Source organism: Burkholderia sp. SRS-25 (assembly GCF_004343765.1).
In the GTDB taxonomy this organism is placed as follows: Bacteria; Pseudomonadota; Gammaproteobacteria; order Burkholderiales; family Burkholderiaceae; genus Burkholderia; species Burkholderia contaminans.
This window is the reverse complement of the sequence record NZ_PTXM01000007.1, coordinates 240,128-259,241: the sequence shown is the minus strand read 5'-3', so window position 1 is coordinate 259,241 and position 19,114 is coordinate 240,128. Positions and strand designations below refer to the sequence as shown.

Annotated in this window: 18 protein-coding genes; 6 read left to right on the top strand and 12 right to left on the bottom strand. The window is 69.3% G+C overall.

Annotation, left to right across the window (positions count from 1 at the left end; all coding sequences use genetic code 11):
* Nucleotides 1–3 precede the first annotated feature (3 nt).
* The gene (gene bcsB / locus C5O79_RS11465; protein ID WP_122473804.1) at nt 4–2,319 is read right to left on the bottom strand and encodes a cellulose biosynthesis cyclic di-GMP-binding regulatory protein BcsB; all 2,316 of its coding nucleotides are present in this window, start codon (nt 2,317–2,319) and stop codon (nt 4–6) included.
* Between the two features lie 303 nt (nt 2,320–2,622).
* Between bcsB and C5O79_RS11460 the strand changes: the two genes are divergently transcribed.
* Nucleotides 2,623–3,822 carry a sensor domain-containing diguanylate cyclase gene (locus tag C5O79_RS11460; RefSeq protein ID WP_122473803.1) on the top strand — a complete coding sequence of 400 codons (1,200 nt, stop codon included), beginning with the start codon at nt 2,623–2,625 and terminating at the stop codon, nt 3,820–3,822.
* Nucleotides 3,823–3,902: 80 nt separating this feature from the next.
* On the opposite strand, the gene C5O79_RS11455 is transcribed toward C5O79_RS11460, so the two are convergent.
* The 4 genes from C5O79_RS11455 to C5O79_RS11440 all read right to left on the bottom strand — a co-directional run bounded on the left by C5O79_RS11455 (nt 3,903) and on the right by C5O79_RS11440 (nt 8,217).
* Nucleotides 3,903–4,355, bottom strand: coding sequence for a hypothetical protein (locus C5O79_RS11455; RefSeq protein ID WP_122473802.1), 453 nt, complete (start codon nt 4,353–4,355; stop codon nt 3,903–3,905).
* Nucleotides 4,355–5,764, bottom strand: coding sequence for a phosphatase PAP2/dual specificity phosphatase family protein (locus C5O79_RS11450; RefSeq protein ID WP_047850394.1), 1,410 nt, complete (start codon nt 5,762–5,764; stop codon nt 4,355–4,357). Before C5O79_RS11450 ends, C5O79_RS11455 begins: the two co-directional genes overlap by 1 nt.
* Nucleotides 5,761–7,530 (bottom strand): bifunctional alpha/beta hydrolase/class I SAM-dependent methyltransferase, encoded by a 1,770-nt coding sequence (locus C5O79_RS11445; protein WP_122473801.1) that lies wholly within the window; start codon nt 7,528–7,530, stop codon nt 5,761–5,763. The genes C5O79_RS11450 and C5O79_RS11445 overlap by 4 nt, the downstream gene beginning before the upstream one ends.
* Nucleotides 7,531–7,611: 81 nt before the next feature.
* Entirely contained in the window at nt 7,612–8,217 is a 606-nt protein-coding gene (locus C5O79_RS11440) for a CDP-alcohol phosphatidyltransferase family protein (protein ID WP_046546317.1), read from the bottom strand.
* 457 nt (nt 8,218–8,674) lie between these two features.
* Here C5O79_RS11440 and C5O79_RS11430 point away from each other — a divergent pair, with 457 nt between their 5' ends.
* Nucleotides 8,675–9,307, top strand: a complete 633-nt coding sequence (locus C5O79_RS11430; protein ID WP_047850396.1) for a lysophospholipid acyltransferase family protein — start codon at nt 8,675–8,677, stop codon at nt 9,305–9,307.
* A 37-nt stretch (nt 9,308–9,344) separates the two neighbouring features.
* On the top strand, nt 9,345–10,274 hold the full coding sequence (locus C5O79_RS11425) for a phosphatidate cytidylyltransferase (RefSeq protein WP_122473800.1): 930 nt from the start codon (nt 9,345–9,347) through the stop codon (nt 10,272–10,274).
* Between the two features lie 42 nt (nt 10,275–10,316).
* Here C5O79_RS11425 and C5O79_RS11420 read toward each other — a convergent pair whose 3' ends face one another.
* The gene (locus C5O79_RS11420; protein ID WP_122473799.1) at nt 10,317–11,141 is read right to left on the bottom strand and encodes a topoisomerase IV; all 825 of its coding nucleotides are present in this window, start codon (nt 11,139–11,141) and stop codon (nt 10,317–10,319) included.
* Nucleotides 11,142–11,197: 56 nt separating this feature from the next.
* Entirely contained in the window at nt 11,198–11,953 is a 756-nt protein-coding gene (locus tag C5O79_RS11415) for a hypothetical protein (RefSeq protein ID WP_163008968.1), read from the bottom strand.
* 101 nt (nt 11,954–12,054) lie between these two features.
* Here C5O79_RS11415 and C5O79_RS11410 point away from each other — a divergent pair, with 101 nt between their 5' ends.
* Nucleotides 12,055–12,852: a LuxR C-terminal-related transcriptional regulator gene (locus C5O79_RS11410; RefSeq protein ID WP_122474528.1), complete on the top strand. Its 798-nt coding sequence runs from the start codon at nt 12,055–12,057 to the stop codon at nt 12,850–12,852.
* Nucleotides 12,853–13,023: 171 nt separating this feature from the next.
* Complete coding sequence (locus C5O79_RS11405; RefSeq protein WP_122473798.1) at nt 13,024–13,845, top strand: carbon-nitrogen hydrolase family protein; 822 nt, start codon at nt 13,024–13,026, stop codon at nt 13,843–13,845.
* Nucleotides 13,846–13,875: 30 nt separating this feature from the next.
* On the opposite strand, the gene C5O79_RS11400 is transcribed toward C5O79_RS11405, so the two are convergent.
* From C5O79_RS11400 to C5O79_RS11390, 3 genes are read right to left on the bottom strand one after another with little or no spacing between them, the layout of a single operon-like run.
* On the bottom strand, nt 13,876–14,187 hold the full coding sequence (locus C5O79_RS11400) for a hypothetical protein (protein WP_122473797.1): 312 nt from the start codon (nt 14,185–14,187) through the stop codon (nt 13,876–13,878).
* On the bottom strand, nt 14,187–15,545 hold the full coding sequence (locus C5O79_RS11395; protein ID WP_122473796.1) for an acyclic terpene utilization AtuA family protein: 1,359 nt from the start codon (nt 15,543–15,545) through the stop codon (nt 14,187–14,189). Before C5O79_RS11395 ends, C5O79_RS11400 begins: the two co-directional genes overlap by 1 nt.
* Before the next feature lie 40 nt (nt 15,546–15,585).
* Nucleotides 15,586–16,884 carry a citrate:proton symporter gene (locus C5O79_RS11390; RefSeq protein ID WP_122473795.1) on the bottom strand — a complete coding sequence of 433 codons (1,299 nt, stop codon included), beginning with the start codon at nt 16,882–16,884 and terminating at the stop codon, nt 15,586–15,588.
* A 97-nt stretch (nt 16,885–16,981) separates the two neighbouring features.
* Here C5O79_RS11390 and C5O79_RS11385 point away from each other — a divergent pair, with 97 nt between their 5' ends.
* Nucleotides 16,982–17,878 (top strand): LysR family transcriptional regulator, encoded by an 897-nt coding sequence (locus tag C5O79_RS11385; RefSeq protein WP_122473794.1) that lies wholly within the window; start codon nt 16,982–16,984, stop codon nt 17,876–17,878.
* Nucleotides 17,879–17,920: 42 nt separating this feature from the next.
* Here C5O79_RS11385 and C5O79_RS11380 read toward each other — a convergent pair whose 3' ends face one another.
* Together C5O79_RS11380 and C5O79_RS11375 are read right to left on the bottom strand one after the other, a co-directional pair.
* The gene (locus C5O79_RS11380) at nt 17,921–18,505 is read right to left on the bottom strand and encodes a flavin reductase family protein (protein WP_122473793.1); all 585 of its coding nucleotides are present in this window, start codon (nt 18,503–18,505) and stop codon (nt 17,921–17,923) included.
* A gap of 132 nt (nt 18,506–18,637) precedes the next feature.
* Nucleotides 18,638–19,063 carry a VOC family protein gene (locus C5O79_RS11375; protein WP_011351673.1) on the bottom strand — a complete coding sequence of 142 codons (426 nt, stop codon included), beginning with the start codon at nt 19,061–19,063 and terminating at the stop codon, nt 18,638–18,640.
* Between the last annotated feature and the right edge of the window lie 51 nt (nt 19,064–19,114).

Below are 19,114 nucleotides of genomic sequence, written 5' to 3'. Positions count from 1 at the left end.
CCGTTACATCCCCCGTCGACGCGCGGCGATTCTCTGCAGCACGCTGAACACGCCGAGCGCGAGCAGCAGCCCCGCCACGACGCCGACCGCGCCCAGCACGACCGGATGCCGCGCCGCCTGCGTCCACACGCGCGCATACCACGGCACGAACCCGACCACGTAAGGCTCGCCGACGCGCAGGCTGTCGACCTGCCCCGGCCGCACCAGTGCCAGGTCGCCCTGCAGCTGCGACACGAGCCCGGCGTTCTCGAACACGTCGAGCAAATCGCCGAGGCGCGGCTGGTCGGTCGCCGTCAGCGCGACGACGCTGCGCCCCCGGCTGCCCGGCAGCTCGAACCCGGCGAGCGCCGCAAGCGAGCCCGTCTGCTCGATATGCGCGCCGCCTTCGGTGAGGCCGACGCCGTTGCGCCAGCGCTCCTTCACCGAGAACGCGACGCGCGCTGCGCCTTCGCCGCCCGCGCCGCCCTGCTCGCCGATCACGAGCGGCAGCGCCGAGCGCCAGTGCGCGAGCAGCGGCGACGCGGGCGAGCCGTCGATCACGAGCAAGTCCTTGCTGCCCGACAGCGCGGCGACGTCGCCGGGCCGCGCGACCTGCACGCGCAGCGCCGGGAAGCCGGTCCATTCGCCCATGTGGCCAAGCATCGTCAGGTAGGCCTCGAGCTCCTGCGGCGACGGCCGGTCTGGCATCACGACGGCCGTCTGCGACAGGTCGGCGAAGCGCGTGAACGGGAAGCCGCTGTTCGCGAAGAACGCGAGGTTCGGCAATTGCGCGTAATGGACGAAGTGCGAGAAGTCGATCGTCGAATCGGGGTCGATCGCCGCACGCTGCGGCTCGGTCGCCGTGCTCGAGCACAGGCCCGTCTTCTGCGAATCGAGCGTGAAGCGGAACTGCAGCTGGTTGCCGCTACCGACCCGGAACGCCGGAATGTCGACGTCGCTCGTCACGCGCCCTTCGGGCACCGACAGCAACGGCAACTGCATGCGGCCGTGCGCGTCCTCGGCATTGGCCGGCCCGAGCCGGTACGACTTCACGAGCTGGTCGTTGATCTCGACGGCAAGCGTCGAGTTGTCCTGCACCGTCGGCGCCGTGTAGCGGTAGCGCAGCGTGATCGGCACGCCCGCGCCGTTCCACGAATGCAGGTCGGACGGCACGCGCAGGTTCAGGCGAATGGCGTCGGGCGACGTGCCGCGCACTTCCAGATCGCGCGTATCGGATACGAGCTCGCGGAACGTGATCGGCCGGTTCACCGGCAGCCACCGCGGTGCATCGTACGGCTTGCGCGGCGCGCCGAGATCGACGTGCGCGACCGTCGCCGACGGCCCCGACAGCGCCATGCGGCCCAGCACGAGCGTCGCGACCGCATCGTCGACCTCGGCCGCCGTGCGGCCCGTGACGACGAGCAGCTTGCGCCCCGGCGCGGCCGGGTTGTCGGCCACCGCGAGCAGCGGCCCATTGATCGACGGCAGCGCGAGGCCGGCTGGCAGCATCGCGGCCGTGCCGATCACCACCGCCTGGTCGTCGGCCGGCAGCCCGGACGATACCGGGAAGCGCGCGTGCCGGTAGTCGGCCAGCGCGCCGAACCACGACGCGAGCACGCCCGCGCTGCGCAGCGTCGCCGAATCGGGCGACGCCGGCAGCACGAACGGCAGCCGCACGCGGCCGTTGTCGCGCCGGTCGAAGAACGGCGCGGGCAGCAGCGCGAGATCGTTCGGCAGGCGGACCGGCGATTCGTCGAGGATCAACTCGCTCTTCGGGCTCACGTCGGCCCACAGTGCCGAATTGGCCGGATCCTCGCAATGGTCGAGCGTGTAGTGCGCGATCAGGCGCAGGCCGATCTGGTTGAAATCCGAGAAGTAGCGGGGATCGATCGGGATTTCCTGCGTGACCGTGCGGCCCGCCTGCGCGGCGTCGAACGGGACGGTCGCGATGACCTCGCCGTTCACCGACACCTTCAGGTGCGACATCGGGAACACCAGCGACGGGGAATACGCGTAGGTCAGGCGCAGCCGCGCGCCGGTGACCACGCGATCGAGCCGCACGCCCGCGTTGATCGTGCGTGCGTCGTCGGCGCCGCGCAGGCGCAGCGGATCGAACGCGCCGAGTGACGCGAACGGCAGGCGCACCGTCGTCGCCGGCAGGCCGGCTGCGGTCGCGCTGGCCGCCGCAGGCGCGGCCGCGAGCACCGGCGCCGGCGCCGGCGCAGCGCCGGACGCCGCAGCGACCGGCACGGCCGGCATCGGCGCGGCCGACAGCGCGGCGGCATGAAAAGCGCCGACCATCGCGGCCGAAATGACGAGCAGCGACACGGCCGGCTTCATGCGGCACTCCGTTTCGTCTGGATCATCCGGTCGTCCGTCGCATCGAAATCGATGCACGCAAAGCAGCTATGCCCGTGAGTGAACATCCCCACTGCTTCCCCTCATATATCTAACTGGCCTGATTCATTTATCGAAACGATGCGGCGATTTCTTTAATCGCGCGTCATCGTGCTACGCGCGCCTGGCACCGGCACACGCCCATTCGTCACACTATCTCAAAAACAGGACAAAACTTACCCCGATTCGCGACGTTGAAGCGAAAAAAACCTCAATCCGGTCGGAAATGCTGCGCAAGAGGGGTGAATGGCAAGAATTGCACCGTTGTCGCCCGGCGGGCCGAACGGCATACTGCCGGCGCGGATCGGCCGGCCGCCGGCGGTCCGTTGCAGACCGCCCGGCCTGAACTCGCGGCCGCGAGGCGGCGCGTATGCTACCGCAATCCCGCGCCGCCGGACGTGCTTTCTTTCACGGAAAACTGATTTGAATCAAATCGTCGACACTGCCACTCCGTCCCCCGATACGCTGCTGCGCATCATCGCCGCGCAGACCGAGATCGCGAAGCTCGGCCTCGATCTCGGCAGCGTGATGGCCTATGTGGCCGAGCAGGTGCCGCAGCTCACCGGCGCGAGCGCCGCCGCGGTCGAATTCGCCGAGGGCGACGACATGGTGTACCGCGCCGCGTCGGGCACGGCCGCCGGGATGCTCGGCCTGCGGCTGCGGCGCTCGGGCAGCCTGTCGGGCCTGTGCGTGCAGCAAGGCGCGCTGCTGCACTGCATCGATTCGGAATCCGACCCGCGCGTCGATCGTGACGCCTGCCGGCGGGTCGGCCTGCGCTCGATGCTCGTGATGCCGCTCACCCATGCCGACACGACGGTCGGCGTGCTGAAGGTGATGTCGCCGGAAGTCGACGGCTTTTCGCAAGCCGACGCCGGCACGCTGCGGCTGACGGCCGACCTGATCGCCGCCGCGATGTTCCACGCGGCGCGCAACGAGGCGAACGAACTGTACCTGCGCGCCACGCACGACGCGCTCACGGGCCTGCCGAACCGCGCGCTGTTCTACGACCGCCTGCGGCAGTCGATGCACACGGCGCTGCGCGCGAAGGGCCGGCTCGGCATCCTCAACATCGACATGGACGGGCTGAAGCCGATCAACGACGGATTCGGCCACCGCGCGGGCGACGCGGCGCTGCGCGAGATCGCCACGCGGATGCAGGGGGCGGTGCGGCGCTCGGACACGGTCGCGCGCATCGGCGGCGACGAGTTCGCGGTGATCCTGCCGAACATCGGCAGCCGCGACGATGCGCATGCGCAAAGCACGCGGCTCGCGCGCCAGGTCGGCGAACCGTTCGAATTCGAAGGGCGCCCGATGCGGCTCGGCGTCAGCGTCGGGATCGCGCTGCTGCCGGACGACGGCACCGACATGAACGCGCTGATCGAGCATGCGGACCAGGCGATGTATGAAGTGAAGCGCACGCGGTCGCAGCGGACGGCGCACGCGTAACGCGTACGCGACGGCGGCTTTCTTGACGAGCCGGTGGCCGGAACGACACCCCAACCGCCCACGGCTGGCTCGAACGGGCGCTAGCCGATCTGCGGAACGGCGATCGCGAGCCCGACCACGACCCACTGCGCGATCGCGACGAGCACACCGGCCCGGCACAGTCCGACCGCACCGCGCACGCGTGCGTCGAGCGCGCGTCCGGCCTTCGATGCGTCGATCCAGCCGAGATCCGTGAGCGCGCGGTCGAGCGCCGCGAGCCCGTCGTCGGCCGATCCCTCGCCTGCCACCGCACGCGCGAGCGCGGCGAACAGCCGGCGGTCGATCTCGATCCGCACCGCGTACCACAGCGCCGCGATCCCCGACCCGGTACTGACGACGGCCAGCAGCACGCGGGCGATCGTCGCCGGCGCCCAGCCCGACGCGATCCACCAGCCGGCACCGGCCGCGGCCAGCGCGGCCGCGATCGCCCACGCGCCCGCATCGAGCGCGCCGCGCGCGGCGGCAATCCTGAACGGCGCGGACGGGTCGCGCATCACGCGCCTCCCGCGCCGCGACGGCGATCGATCCATTGCTGCAGCACGGCCACGCCGTCGTCCGACCACACCGCATGCGGCCGCACCGCACGCACGGCGGCCAGCGCGTCACGCGCATCGCCGAGCCCGCGTCGCGCCGCGAGCCACGCGGCCGCGCACAGCACGCTGCGCCCGTACCCGAGCGCGCAGCAGACCAGTACGTCGCGCCCTTCCCCGTGCAGGCGTTCGAGCGCCGCGACGGCCTGCGCGAGTTGCGCCGCCGTCGGCGCGACGAGGTCGAGCTGCGGCACGGTCGCATACGCGAGCGACGACGCATCGATCGACGCCCAGCGCGGCATTTCGGCGGTCAGGTCGACCAGTGCGGTGAAACCGTGGCGACGCACGTCGCGCGTGGTCGGCGTGCGGCCGATCGAAACGCGTTCGTCGATCCGCACCGGCGCCGGCTGCCGGAACGTCCACAGCCGCGAGTTGACGAACGCGCCGGCGATCGTCGGCGCGAGCAGCCAGCGGATGACGACCGGGAACCGCCCGTGCGCGCCCTTCTGGAATGCGCCGGGCGCGCCGCGCCGGTAGATCCACGCGACACAGGCGAGCGCCAGCGCGACCCACCCTGCCGCCAGTGCCCAACCGGGTGCGCGCGATACGCACCCGAGCGCCACGAGCGCGACCGCTGCCGCGCCGAGCGCATAGCGGCGCGCGAGCGCACGGCCGGCCGCGCCCGGCGACGCATCGGCGCCCGGCAGCCGGCCCGCGGCATCGCGCAGCGGAAACAGGAACAGCGCGAGACAGCCGACGGCCGCGCCGGTCGGTACGTCGATCGCGTGATGCTGGTAGGTGGTCAGCACCGACACGCCGATCGCCGCGAACCACAGGTGCAGCACGACGCGCGCGAGCGTGCCGCGCAGGTGCTTCGCATAGACGGCCCACAGCACGACCAGCAGCCCGATGTGCAGCGACGGCGCCTGGTTGAACGGCTTGTCGAAGCCCATCAGCAGCGTGAACAGCGCACCGGCCACGCCGCCTGCGTCGGGCCGCTCGAACCCGAAGCGCAGCGGCCACGCGATGAAGCACGCGACCGAAATCAGTTGCACGGTCAACAGCCGCTTCACGTGATCGAGCAGGTCGGCGCGGCGCGTCCAGAAGAAGAACGACAGCGCATACAGCAGGTCGATCGACCAGTACGGCACGATCGTCCACGGCACGAACGGGATCGCATGCTCCCAGCCGAACGCGAAGGTTGGCACCGCCGCGCGGCGCGCGGCGAGCCAGTTCGCGAAGCCGTAGGTCGAGAAGAACACGGCGCCCATCACCGCGAGCCAGCCGAAGCGCAGCGCGAACGACGCATCGCGTGCGCCGGCCGCCGAGGCCGGTTCGGCGAGGCCGCTCGCGCCGCCGCCGAGCGCGCTCATGACGCGTCGACCCGCTGCGCGAGGCTGACCGTGAAGATGCCCATTTCGTCGATCCGCTGGTCGAGCTTGCGGAAGCCCGCGCGCGCGACGAGCTCGTCCATCTCGGCCTGCGAGCGGCGGCGCATCACCCAGGTCGCTTCGCCGCGGTGGTTGTTCAGCGCACGCGCGATGAACTCGAGCTGCGGATGCCACGGCTGCCCCGTATAGACGAGATAGCCGCCCGGCGGCACGGCCTGCGCGAGCCCGCGCAGCGAGCGCTCGATCAGCGCGTTCTCGCCGAACAGCTCGTAGAGGCCCGACACGATCGCGAGCGTCGGACGCGGCTCGAGCGTCGCAAGCGACGCCTCGTCGAACGCGTCGCCACGCTCGAAGCGTGCGATCGGCTCGAGGCCGCGCTGCGCGATCAGCACGCGCCCGGCCTCGACGTTCGGCGGACTGTAGTCGCGCAGCGTGATGTCGTCGGGCGCCGCACCGTCGCGCTCGGCGGCAGACGCGATCGCGTCGAGCACGTAGCGCCCGTGCCCGGCCGCGATATCGACGATCCGCACCGGCGCGCCGTGGCCGCGCAGGCGGCCGATTGCCGCGCCGATCAGTTCCTGCAGATGCACCTTGCGCTGGCGGATGCCGACCCAGCCCGGCGAATCGAGATAGGTGCGATCGATCAGCGCGCCGACGCCGAGGCGCCCCTGCGCGCGGTTGCGATACACGTAGTCGAGTGTCGAGCCCGAATCGAAGCCGAGCCGCAGCCCGAGCGCGATGCCGTCCGACAGCGCACCGCCGGCCTTCAGGCCGGCGCGCGTGAGCGCCCAGTACGCGCGCGAAAACACATTCGCGGGCGGCCGGCCGAGCGCCGCGTATTCGTCGTGGAACGCGCCGCGCCGGTCGGCGTCGGCAAGCGATACGCGCGGGCTCGGCGCATCGAATTCGCGCAGCACGAAGGCGCGCAGCGGTGCGAGCGCCTGCGCGCGGTCGCGTTCGCCGAGCGTGTCGTGATAGAAGCCCGGCAGCACGATGCGCTCCTTGCGCGCGGCGCCGAGGCGTTCGAAGAAGCGGTCCTGCGGGCCGCGATGCACGACCCAGTCGGCGCCCGAGATCAGCAGCTGCGTCGGCACGGTGATCGCGGCTGCGTCGGCGACGATCCGCTGCGCGGTGTCGTGCAGGTCGAGCAGCATGTTGACCGCGATCGGCCGCGTAATCAGCGGATCGGACGCATAGCTCGCGATCCGCTCGGGATCGTGCGTGAGGAATTTCGGCTTCACGTAGCTGTTCACGTAGAACAGCCCGCGCAGCTTGTGCATCAGCCGCAGGCCCGGCCGCGCGAACGGCACGTAGAGCTTGATGTGGAACGCCGGCGACGCGACGACGAGCGCGCGGATCGGCGGCGCATAATCGTGCGCCCAGGTGGCTGCGAGCACCGCGCCGACGCTCTGGCCGACCACCGCCATGTCCTCGATCGCGATGCCGTGCGTGTCGCGAATATGTTCGACGAAGGTCTGCAGGTCGCGCACCGACGCGGCCGCGCCCGGGCTGTAGCCGCGAGCGCCGGGCGAGCGGCCGTGGCCGCGCGCATCCCACGCGAAAAATGCGAAATCGGGCAGGTCGAGCTCGTCGACCAGGTGCGCGACGCGCGCCGAGTGTTCGTGGCCGCGGTGCAGCAACACGATGGCGCCGCGGCAGCGCGGGCCGGTGGCGGGCCAGTGACGATAGAACAGCGTTTCGCCGTCGTGCGTGATGAAGTCGGCCTCGCGGGCCGTGCGTGCGCTCATGCGTTTTTCTCTCGTTTCGTTATTCGAATCTTGGTGCGCCGCCCTCCGGCGCCCGGTACCGCAACTGCCCTGACGACTTTTTCAACCGCCCTTTTCCGCGATGCCGGCCTGCACGCGCCGCACGACGGTCACGATCGACAGCACGATCAGCAGCCGCCACAACCATGCGGCAACGCCGCCGACCGGGAAGCCGAGCCCGATCCACAACGCGAACGCGCCGAGCGCGAGCGCACGGTCGCTCTTGCCGAACGGGCCGTCGTAGCGGCGGCTCACGCCGACCAGCGGGCCGATCAGCCCCGCGCATTCGACGATCACCGCCGTCAGCGCGAACAGCCAGACGTCTGCCGGAGCGAACGCCGGAATCGCGAGAAACGGCAGCACCAGCGCGACATCGGACACGACGTCGCCGAGTTCGTTCAGGTAGGCGCCGAGCGTGCTCTTCTGCCCGTGCTCGCGCGCGAGCATCCCGTCGATCGCGTTGAGCGCCATCCGCGCGAACAGCCACAGCGGGATCAGCAGGAACAGCGCGCGGGCAAACACGCCGAGGCCGGCGAGCGCGCCGACGACGATCGAGCCGCCGGCCGCGAACAGCGTGACCTGGTTGGCCGTCACGCCGCGCTCGGCGAGCGAGTTCGCGAACGGGCGCAGACGGTTCTGGAATTTGGGTTTGAGTGCGTAGAGGCTCATCGTTTTAATTTGCGCGGCACAGTCGGATACATTTTCCGCCGCCATGCCCCGGGCGGCGAAACGTCCTTGGACGGCCTTCCATGGACGGCCCTAATCGTCGCCGAGCGGCCCCGATGCGTCAAGCACGCGCCCGGCCCGCACGCGCGGCGCCAATCTGGCGTTTTTGACGGAAACTCGCGATAATCCGCTGGCCCGAGCGCAGCGAGATCCATTCGAACTGCAAACGGGCACTCGTGCAACAGCCGATTATCACGCCGCCGACCGGCGCATTCGCCGCGACGCAACAGCGGATGACGGCGAATCGTCCGATAATCGCGGACCTGCGACAGGCAGCCACGAATTTGAAAAAATTTAAACAAGGGCCGTCCGGCGCGCATCCTGCCGCGCCGGCATTCCGGGGTCCCGCCCGCCGCTCACGAGCAGCGGGCCATGCAGGCAGGCAGGAGGCGCAGCGCCGATGAACATCCTCAACGTCTGGCAGCGCGATTTCCTGCTGTCCATCGTGCGGCTCGTCGCCGGCGCGTATCCGGTCTGGCATCAGGCGCCGCCGTCCCCGACGCAGAAGATCTACTTCTCGAACCACACGAGCCACATCGATACGCTCGCGATCCTCGCCGCGCTGCCGCGCAACGTGCGCGCGGTCGTGCGGCCGGTCGCCGCGCGCGACTACTGGGACAGCAGCGACATGAAGCGCCACATCGCGCAGAAGCTGCTGAACGTCGTGCTGATCGATCGCCACCGCGAATCCGGCGGCGATCCGCTGGACCCCGTGCGCGATGCGCTCAAGCAGGGCCATTCGATCATCATCTTCCCGGAAGGCACGCGCGGCGCCGAGATCCTGCCGCAGCCGTTCAAGAGCGGGCTGTTCCACCTCGCGACCGAGTTTCCGGACGTCGCGCTCGCGCCCGTCTACCTCGAGAACCTGCAGCGGATCATGCCGAAGGGCGCGATCTGGCCGGTGCCGCTGATCTGCAAGGTGCACTTCGGCGCGAACGAACAGCGCGGACCCGACGAGGACAAGCCGACGTTCCTCGCCCGCATGCGCGACGCGGTCGTCGCGCTCGCGCCGCCGCAGCGGCCGGCCGGCTGAACGCGGCGCCCTCTTCTTCCCTTTCCGGATATCAACCATGCGAACCATTTTCTGGGAACTGGTCGCGGGCGTCACGGGCGTGCTCGTCGTCGCGACCGTGATCGGCGCGATCATCGGCGCACGCAGCGGCGGCACGAGCGCGACCATCGTCAACCTGAACCAGCGCATCCGCGCATGGTGGGCGATGATCGCGATCATGGCCATCGCGATCGGCCTCGGCAACAACATCACGTATCTCGTTTTCGCCGTGCTGTCCTACCTGACGCTGCGCGAATTCATCACGCTCACCCCCACCACGCCGAGCGACCATACGACGCTCTTCATCGCGTTCTTCGTCGCGATTCCCGTGCAATACCTGCTGCTCGGAATCAACTGGTACGGGATGTATTCGATCTTCGTGCCCGTACACCTGTTCTTCGCGATGTCGCTCGTGTCGGCGCTCACGCAGGACACGCGCGAATTCCTGAGCCGCAACGCGAAGATCAACTGGGCGCTGATGGTGTGCGTGTACGGGTTGAGCCATGCGCCGGCCGTGCTGATCCTCGACATTCCGCACTACGCGGGGCAGAACGCGCTGCTGCTGTTCTTCTTCCTGTTCGTCGTGCAGATCAGCGACGTGCTGCAGTACGTGGTCGGCAAGCTGTTCGGCAAGCGCAAGATCGCGCCGCAGCTGTCGCCGTCGAAGACGATCGAGGGTTTCGTCGGCGGCGGTCTGCTCGCCACGCTGTGCGGCGCATCGCTGTATCGCGTGACGCCGTTCAGCTTCGGATCGGCGTTCGGCATCTCGCTCGCGATCGTGATCGCGGGCTTCGTCGGCGGGCTCGTGCTGTCGGCCGTCAAGCGCTCGCTCGGCACCAAGGACTGGGGCTCGATGATCGCGGGCCACGGCGGGATGCTCGATCGCGTCGACTCGATCTGCTTCGCCGCGCCGGTGTTCTTCCACCTCGTGCGGTATCTGTACGTGTGATGCGCGGGCGGCGCAACGCCGCCCGTTCCTGCGCGCGAAGAATCAGTACCCTTCGCGCAATGCCTTCGGCACGACGTAGCGGCCGCGCGCCGCGTCGAACTTCACCGTATGGCGCGCGCGGATCGTCTTGTCGCCGCGCGTGCCCGTTTCCGTGACCATCAATGGATAGACGTCGCCGGCGCCGGTCGTGTCGGGCGCGATCTCGAAGCGACGTTCCTCGCAGCGCGCCCGCGCGTTCGCACATTCGGTCGACTCAGCGTTGTCGAGCGCCTCGTCGATGCGCGCCGCCGCCAGCACCAGCGCATTGCCGACCGGCAGCCAGATCGCGCGGAAGCTTTGAGAATAGCCCTGCCGCGTGTCGCTTTCGCCGATGACGAAACCGAAAAGGTGCGGCCCGAGCCGCTCGATGCGCACGGTGCCCGGCTCGCCGCGCCCGCCCGACGCGATCTCCGTTTTCTTCATGACCGGCTCGAGCATCTTGCCGTCCGCCGCCGGTTTCAGCACGTACAGGTCGATCGTGCCGGTCGTCGCGTCCGAATCCATGCCCGGCATCCCGTTCTGCACCGCCGCCGCGGTCTCGCCGCACATCGCGAGCAGCGTGCGCGGGCCGTCCGCGGTCGCGACGCGCAGCGAACCGCAAGGCGCGTAGACAAAGTCGTCCTCATCCGCCTGCCAGCCCTTGCGGTCCGCGCGCCAGTTGCCGTAAGTGTCGTGGATGAAGGTCTTCAACAGAGGGTCGGGCTGGGCCGGCTCGGCCGCATAAACGGGCGACATCGCGGAAAGCGCAGTAAGCACCGCGAGTGCGCCAAGCGCGGCGAGCGAAGCCGCGAGCGGCTTCAGACGTGTGTTCCGGTGCGGGACTGTCATGGCGAGGATCGTTCTGGTCGAAAAGAGGTGTAGCGAATGGTGGCAGGCCCACCCGATCACGGTTGCCGTGGCGCGATGCCGGTGCCGTCCGGCTTCAGCCGCGCGGTCGATACCCATCCTTCGGCGATGCCGCGCGTGCGCGGATTCAGGTAGACGACCGACGTGAAACGGCCATAGTCGGCACGCGCATCGACGTGATCGTGCTCGACGATGAACAGCCCGTCGATCCGGCACGCGTCGTCCGGCGCGGAATAGAACGGCAGTCGCCCCTTGCCGGTGACGACGCGCCCGGCATCGCTGCCCGTCACGTAATCGCCCTGCGCCTGCGCGCGGCGGTTCAGCGCATCGCAATCGACGACGTTACGCACGGGTGCGGCCGGCGCAACGCACGTCGACACGAATCGCGACAACGCTTGCTGATCGATCTTCAGCACGTCCGGACGGTCGGGATCGCGCGTGACGTCGAGCGCACGCATCGCCTGCGTATCGAGTGTTACCCAGCCAATCGTCGCGTCGCGATTCGGCGTGCCCGAGTGATCCGGCATCGTGAACAGCCTGACGCGGTAGACGTCGCCGTCACGCTCGTCCACGTCGGCATGGATGTCGCGCCGGTTCATCCCGGTCTGCCGCAGTGCCGGTACGATCAATCGCGCCAGCTGATCATTGCACGACGCCGGCGATGCGGCGGCGGCCGTCTGCACGGTCATCGCGCCCTGGCACGCCAGCACGGCGCTCATGGCGACAGCCGCGAACCGGCGGCCGCGTACGGCCTCGCCATTCGTGCCGGCCGGCGTTACGATCTCGTTCTTCACCCCAGGCTCCGTTCGATGCGCGCGGGAATCGGCCCGCGAGCCCGTAGCGTACACGCATGGCACCGCAAGCGCGCATCGCACTGCCCGACATGGACCCACGCATGAACCTCACGTTGCAGGATGTCGCATGGCACCGCTCGGTCGGGCGGCTCATCGAGTCGCTCGACCAGCCGGGCTTCTGGCTGGCGCTGATCCGGCTGATCGAGGAATATGTCGCGGTCGACAGCTGGGTCGCGCTGACGTTCGGCGACGGCCGCCCGCAGGTGTTCGCCGAATGCCCGTACGAAGGCGGCGGCCCCGACCCGCTGTTCCGCGACTACGTGCAGGGGCTGTACCAGCTCGACCCGTTCTACATCGCGAACCGCGACGCGCCGAAGAGCGGCCTGTTCCGGCTGTCCGACGTCGCGCCCGAATGCTTCCGCGATACCGAGTACTACACGCTCTATTTCACGCACAACGTCGTCGAGGACGAGGTGCAGTTCAATGTCGTGCTCGACGATGCGCGCACGCTGTGCCTGTCGCTCGGCAGCAAGCGGCGCTTCAGCCCCGAGCAGGTGGCGCTGCTCGACCTGATCCGGCCGTGGGTGGCCGGGCTGATGCGGCAGCGGCTCGCGTTCGAGCCGGCCTCCATCGAAGCCGCGGCACCGCCGCGGGCCGGCACCCGTGCGCAGGACGGCTTCGAGCGCGCAATGGCGCGGCTCGGCACGCCGCTCACCGCGCGCGAACTCGACGTGATCCGGCTGATCCTGAGCGGACGCTCGAACAAGGAAGTCGCGAACAAGCTGGCGATATCGGCCGAAACGGTCAAGGTCCATCGCCGCAACATCTACGGGAAGCTCGCCATCAACTCGCAATCGGAGCTGTTCTCGCTGTTCCTGAACGCGCAAGCCGGCACCTGACGCCGGTCGCGCGTGTCGCTGCTCGCCGGCACCGGCGCGGCGCCACAGATCAATACCCCTGAAGGGTTAACGCACCGGCGGGATGGGAAATCCGCCGCTTCGGCGCATACTGGGGCCTCCTTACCACCCTTCCGGCGCCACCGGCGACGGGCCCCTGCTACCGACATCGCCATGAAACTGAAGCTCGACATCGTCCAGCTCGCCGGTCGCGACGGCGACACGCACTACAACCTGCAACGCACGCTCGAAGCGATCGCAACCTGCGCACCGGGCACCGACATCGTGATGTTTCCGGAAGCGCAGCTCACCGGCTTCCTCGATCCGTCGAATCTTGCGGAATGCGCCGAGCCGCTCGACGGCCCGAGCGTCGGCGCGGTCATTGCAGCCGCGCGCGCACGCGATGTGGCAGTCGTGGTCGGGCTGATCGAGAACGACGGCGGCCGCTTCTACAACACGACCGTATTCGTCACGCCGGACGGCATCGCGCTGCGCTATCGCAAGACGCATCTGTGGGTGAGCGAGCGCGGCGTCGTGCTGCCCGGCGACCGTTTCGCGACGATCGAATGGCGCGGCGTGCGGATCGGCCTGCTGATCTGCTACGACAACGAATTTCCCGAAACCGGCCGCGCGCTCGCCGCGCTCGACGCCGAGCTGATCCTCATCACCGACGGCAACATGGAGCCGTACCGCCCCGTCCACCGCACGTCGGCCACGGCGCGGGCGATGGAGAACCAGGTGTTCGCGGTGGTCGCCAACCGCGTCGGCGGCAGCACGCACGACGTCGTGTTCGCGGGCGGCAGCCTCGCGGCCGATCCGTTCGGAAACCTGATCTTCGAGGCCGGCAATACCGAATCGCGTCATGCGGTCGAGCTCGATTTCGACCAGCTCGCCGCGTCGCGCGCGGTCTACGACTATCGCCGGGATCAGCGCCTGCACATCGCCGGCGAACGCATCGAGCACGCCAACGGCCTGCGCGAACTGCTGATTCCGTAAGCGCTTGCCCGCCTGCGGCGGCGACATCCGTCACGCCGGGTCGGGCACCTCGATCGCCAGCAGCGCCGAACTGACGGACTTGCCGTGCGCGTCGAGCGCGAGCGAGCGCGTGACACCGCCGCCGAGCGCATCGCGCAGCACGAAATTGAATGCGCCGAGCGCCGGCAATTCATAGCGCACGACGTCGCCGTGCACGATGCCCGCGAGCCACGCCTTCACCGCGTCGGCATCGAGATGCGTGCGCAGGTGATCGTAATGACGCGGATCGTGACAGACGACCGACACGTTCAGCGTATTGCCCTTGTCGCCGGTGCGCGCATGCGCGAGTTCACGCAGTTGCATCAGGCCTCCACGAATGAAAACGACGGCGTCACGGCCGCGCGCGGCAGCAGCACCGACTGCACCGCGATGACCTCGCGCGTCGACTTGAACGCGCCGCCGCCGCCGGCCGGCCCGTTCGTATAGAGCGTCTCGACTTCGTTGCCGATGCGCGCCGCTTCGGCGGCGCTCGCCGCACGGCCGGCCACCCGCACGCGAACCTCGGCCGGCTCCCCGCGCACCGCCGGCGTCGCATCGCCATACAGCGAATCGACACCGATCAGGTCGAAGCGCAACTCGGTCGCGGCGACGCCGGTCATTGCCAGCCGCTCGCGAACGATCTCGCGCGCGAGACGCGCACGTTCGAGCGCACCCGGGCCGCCGTACGAAATCTGGCCTTCGCCGATCCAGCCGTCGACGTAAGCCACCGATACCTTCAGCGTGTCGGGCCGCGCGGCGCCGCGCCCGCCCGTCACGCGCACGCGATCGATCGCCTCCTCGGCCACGGCGACCTGCGTGAAATCCGCGACGACGTCGGGCTGCAGATACCGCGCCGGGTCGTGAATCTCGTAGAGCAGCTGTTCCTTGCAGGTCGCCGCGCTCACGCGGCCGCCCGCGTGCGGCACCTTGGTGATCACGACCGAGCCGTCGGCCGCGACTTCGCCGATCGGAAACCCGAGCCGCGCGAGGTTCGGCACGTCCTTGTAGCCGGGATCGGCGAAATAGCCGCCCGTCACCTGCCCCGCGCATTCGAGCAGGTGGCCGACGACCGTCGCCGCGCCAAGCGTGTCCCAGTCGTCCATCCGCCAGCCGAATGCGTGGATCAGCGGCGCGGCGAACAACGACGGATCGGCGACGCGCCCGGTCAGCACGACGTCCGCGCCGGCCGCGAGCGCATCGACGATCGGCGCGGCGCCGAGATACGCGTTCGCGGACACGATGCGGTCGCGATACGCGGCGACGTCGTCGCCCGATTCCTCGAAGCGGAATGCGCCGCGCAGCACCACGTCGAGCACGTCGTCGCCTTCGACCGCCGCGACCTTCAGCTTCGCGAAGCCGAGCGATTGCGCGATCCGTGCGGTGCGCCGCGCAGCCGCACGCGGATTCGCCGCGCCCATGTTCGACACGATGCGCACGCCCTTGGGTGCCGCGACCGGCAGCACCGCGTGCATCCGCGCATCGAGCAGCGGGTCGTAGCCGAGCGCGGGATCCTTGCGCCGCGCCTGCTGCGCGATCGCGATCGTGCGCTCGGCCAGGCATTCGAAGACGAGATAGTCGAGCTGCCCGTGTTCGGCCAGTTCGACCGCGGGTTCGATCCGGTCGCCCGAGTAGCCGGCGCCCGCGCCGATGCGTACGCGCCGTTCAGGTTGCTTTGCTGTCATGTCCGTACCGTCGTCCGGCGGATGTCACCGCCGGGAAAGATCAAAAGACGCCCAGCACGACGCATGCGATCGTCATCACGATCGAGGCGCCGAACAGCAGCGGGAACGTGAATTTCTGGTGCTCGGCCAGCTCGATGCCGCACAGGCCGACGACGAGGAACGTCGCGGGCGTCAGCGGGCTGACCGGGAATCCGGTCGTCATCTGCCCGAGCAGGGCCGCCTGCCCGACCTGCACGGCCGGCACGCCGAGCTGGCCGGCCACCTCCGCGATCACGGGCAGCACGCCGAAGTAGAACGAATCGGGATCGAACAGCATGCTGAGCGGCATCGACGCGAGGCCGAGCGCCACCGGAATGTGGCCGGCCATCGACGGCGGCACGAAGCCGACCGCCGCCTGCGCCATCGCCTTCAGCATCCCGCTGCCCTGCATGATCCCGGTGAACACGCCGGCCGCGAGCAGGATGCCGGCCATCATCAGCGCGGCACGTGCATGTGCGTCGATGCGCTTGCGCTGCATGTCGACGTCCGGGTAGTTCACCATCAGCGCGACGCACAGCCCGACCATGAACATGATCGCGGGCGGGATCTTCTCGCCCATCACGACCATCGTGCCGAGCACGACGAGCGTCAGCACGAGGTTGAACCAGAACAGGTGCGGCCGGCGCAGCGCCTGCTCGTCGGGCGTCAGCTCGCGCTTCGGCAGCGGGATCGACGCATCGTCGCGCGACAGGCCGAGCCGCTTCTCCTCGCGCCGCCCGAGCCAGTACGCGACGCCGAACACGAACACGAGCCCGATCGCCTGCACCGGGATCAGCGGATTGAACAGCGCGGACACCGGCAGGTGCAGCGACGCCGACGCGCGGATCATCGGCCCCGTCCACGGCAGGAAGTTGATCCCCGCGGCCATCGACACCGCGGCGGCCAGCACGCGCCGGTCCATCTTCAGCCGGTCGTACAGCGGCAGCACGGCCGGAATCGTCACGAGGAAGCAGACGGCGCCCGAACCGTCGAGGTGGATCAGCAGCGCGAGCAGCGTCGTGCCCATCACGATGCGCGTCGGCCGCGTGCCGACCGCGCGCAGGATGCGGTCGATGATCGGATCGAGCGTGCCGGCGTCGGTGATCGTCCCGAAATAGAGGATCGCGAACACGAACATCCCGACGACGGGCGCGAGCCCCTTCAGCCCGTCGATGACGAACTTGCTGGTGTGCAGCCCGAAACCGCCGATCAGCGACGCGGCGATCGGCACGATGATCAGCGCGACGAGCGGCGACATCCGCTTCGACAGAATCGCGGCCAGCAGCACGACGATCGTGCCAAGCCCGAGTAACGGCAGCATCCGTGTCTCCTACCTTGTCTTTTGTTGGAGACGAGCGTAAGGTCGGCGCAGCGATAGCACAATTGAAATGATTTGATCGCAGCAATCACGAACCGTTATGGATCTGAATCTCCGCGACATTCGCGCGTTCGTCACCGTCGCGCAGGCCGGCAACTTCACGCGCGCGGCCGCCCGCCTGCACCTGTCGCAGCCGGCGCTGACCGTGCAGATTCGCCGGCTCGAGGAGATCGTCGGCGCGCGCCTCTTTGACCGCAACAGCCGCAGCGTCGCGCTCACGCAGACCGGGCGCGAGCTGCTGCCGCTGCTCCAGCGCTCGCTCGACGACATGGAGCGCGTGCTGCGCGATGCGCGTGCGCTCGGCGAAGGCACGAGCGGCACGGTGCGGCTCGCGTGCCTGCCGACCTTCGCGTCCAGCGTGCTGCCCGAGCTGATCCAGTCGTTTCGGCGCGAGGTGCCGCGCGCGGGCTTCGAGATCCGCGACGGCGTCGCGAGCCTCGTCACCGCGCTCGTGCGCAACGAGGAAGCCGATCTCGGCTTGACCGGGGGCGACACCTTCGATGCGTCGCTGGAAGTGCTGTATGCGGGCGCCGACCGGCTCGTGGCCGTGTGCCCGAAGGATCATCCGCTCGCGCGCAAGCGCCGCTTGACCACTGCGGACGTCGCAGCCGTGCCGCTCGTGCTCACCGCACAGGGCACGAGCGTGCGCAGCGTCGTCGATGCCGCGCTGGACGCGGCCGGCTGCACGCCCGACATCGCGTGCGAGCCGACCTACATGATGACGGCCGTCGCGATGGTGCGCGGCGGGCTCGGCGTGACGATCCTGCCGGCGACCGCGCGCGAGGTGCGCGCCGAGCCCGACCTGGTCGCGAAGCCGATCGACGACCCGGCGTTCGTGCGGCCGATCGCACTCGTCACGAAGCGCGGCCGCACGCTGCCGCGCGTCGCGCAGGCGTTCGCCGAAGCGATGCTGACGGAATTGAACAAGCGCGCGTGAGCCGCGCGCCCGAATCGGCGGAACCGGTCGCCCGCCCGACGCTTACTTCGCGTCCGGATCGACGTGCAGCGATTCGCCGATCGCATAGAAATTGCCGCCCGCGATGTAGTGCAGGCTGCGCAGCGCCGGATCGGCCGATTCGAAATACCAGTGGCCGTCGCGAAACACACGCGTGTCGGACCACGCCGCGACCACCTCGCCGATGAACAGGTCGTACGCCTGCTGGTTGTGCGGCTCCGGAATCAGCCTGCACGCCAGCCAGCCCGAACAGCCGGCGACGAACGGCAGGTCGTGGCCTTCGACGTCGAACAGCGTGACACCCGCTTCGCGCAGCTTGTCGGGGCGCTCCGCGAGACTGTGGCTGCCAACCGCATGCGTGAGCCGAAGCTGCGCGGCCGTCGGCACCTGGATCACGAACGTGCCGCTGCGCTCGACGAGCTCGCGCGTCTTCGCGGTCTTGTCGAGCACGACCGTCAGCTTCGGCGGCAGGAAGTCCAGCGCGCACGCCCAGGCGGCGGCCATCACGTTGTCGACGCCGTCATGGCGGGCCGACACGAGCACGGTCGGGCCGTGGTTGAGGAGACGGTAGGCCTTCTTCAGCTCCACCGGAGCGATGTGACTGTCCATACGGGTTCCTTGGAGAACGGCTCGCACGGACGGATGCCGTGCGGCGCGGCGCCGTCCGGTGCGCAGCCGCGCAACCGGGCCGGCGGCTGCATTCTCGCACCCAATTTCGATCGGCGCCGACGGCGCCGACGGTCACTTCGCGAACAACTGGCCGATATCGCGGAACGCCTTGAACTCGAGCGCATTGCCGCACGGGTCGAACAGGAACATCGTCGCCTGTTCGCCGACCTGCCCCTGGAACCGCACATACGGCTCGATCACGAAGGTCACGCCGAACGACTTCAGCCGCTCGGCCAGTGCTTCCCAGCTCGGCCAGTCGAGCACGATCCCGAAATGCGGCACCGGCACGTCGTGACCGTCCACCGCGTTCGTATGCGCGCCTTCCTGCGACGCGGTCTTCGGATGTTCGTGAATCACGAGCTGATGCCCGTAGAAGTCGAAGTCGACCCACTGCGCGCTCGAGCGCCCTTCTGCCAGCCCGAACACACGGCCGTAGAAATCGCGCGCGGCCGGCAGGTCGTAGACGGGAATCGCCAGGTGAAACGGGGAAAGACTCATGATGGCCTCGTGATGGAACGCTCGCGTGGCGCGAGGACGGCACCATGGTAG

Coding starts and splice junctions, on each gene's coding strand:
- bcsB (WP_122473804.1), bottom strand. CDS start 2,319: ATGAAGCCGGCCGTGTCGCTGCTCGTCATTTCGGCCGCGATGGTCGGC.
- C5O79_RS11460 (WP_122473803.1), top strand. CDS start 2,623: ATGGCAAGAATTGCACCGTTGTCGCCCGGCGGGCCGAACGGCATACTG.
- C5O79_RS11455 (WP_122473802.1), bottom strand. CDS start 4,355: ATGCGCGACCCGTCCGCGCCGTTCAGGATTGCCGCCGCGCGCGGCGCG.
- C5O79_RS11450 (WP_047850394.1), bottom strand. CDS start 5,764: ATGAGCGCGCTCGGCGGCGGCGCGAGCGGCCTCGCCGAACCGGCCTCG.
- C5O79_RS11445 (WP_122473801.1), bottom strand. CDS start 7,530: ATGAGCGCACGCACGGCCCGCGAGGCCGACTTCATCACGCACGACGGC.
- C5O79_RS11440 (WP_046546317.1), bottom strand. CDS start 8,217: ATGAGCCTCTACGCACTCAAACCCAAATTCCAGAACCGTCTGCGCCCG.
- C5O79_RS11430 (WP_047850396.1), top strand. CDS start 8,675: ATGAACATCCTCAACGTCTGGCAGCGCGATTTCCTGCTGTCCATCGTG.
- C5O79_RS11425 (WP_122473800.1), top strand. CDS start 9,345: ATGCGAACCATTTTCTGGGAACTGGTCGCGGGCGTCACGGGCGTGCTC.
- C5O79_RS11420 (WP_122473799.1), bottom strand. CDS start 11,141: ATGACAGTCCCGCACCGGAACACACGTCTGAAGCCGCTCGCGGCTTCG.
- C5O79_RS11410 (WP_122474528.1), top strand. CDS start 12,055: ATGAACCTCACGTTGCAGGATGTCGCATGGCACCGCTCGGTCGGGCGG.
- C5O79_RS11405 (WP_122473798.1), top strand. CDS start 13,024: ATGAAACTGAAGCTCGACATCGTCCAGCTCGCCGGTCGCGACGGCGAC.
- C5O79_RS11400 (WP_122473797.1), bottom strand. CDS start 14,187: ATGCAACTGCGTGAACTCGCGCATGCGCGCACCGGCGACAAGGGCAAT.
- C5O79_RS11395 (WP_122473796.1), bottom strand. CDS start 15,545: ATGACAGCAAAGCAACCTGAACGGCGCGTACGCATCGGCGCGGGCGCC.
- C5O79_RS11390 (WP_122473795.1), bottom strand. CDS start 16,884: ATGCTGCCGTTACTCGGGCTTGGCACGATCGTCGTGCTGCTGGCCGCG.
- C5O79_RS11385 (WP_122473794.1), top strand. CDS start 16,982: ATGGATCTGAATCTCCGCGACATTCGCGCGTTCGTCACCGTCGCGCAG.
- C5O79_RS11380 (WP_122473793.1), bottom strand. CDS start 18,505: ATGGACAGTCACATCGCTCCGGTGGAGCTGAAGAAGGCCTACCGTCTC.
- C5O79_RS11375 (WP_011351673.1), bottom strand. CDS start 19,063: ATGAGTCTTTCCCCGTTTCACCTGGCGATTCCCGTCTACGACCTGCCG.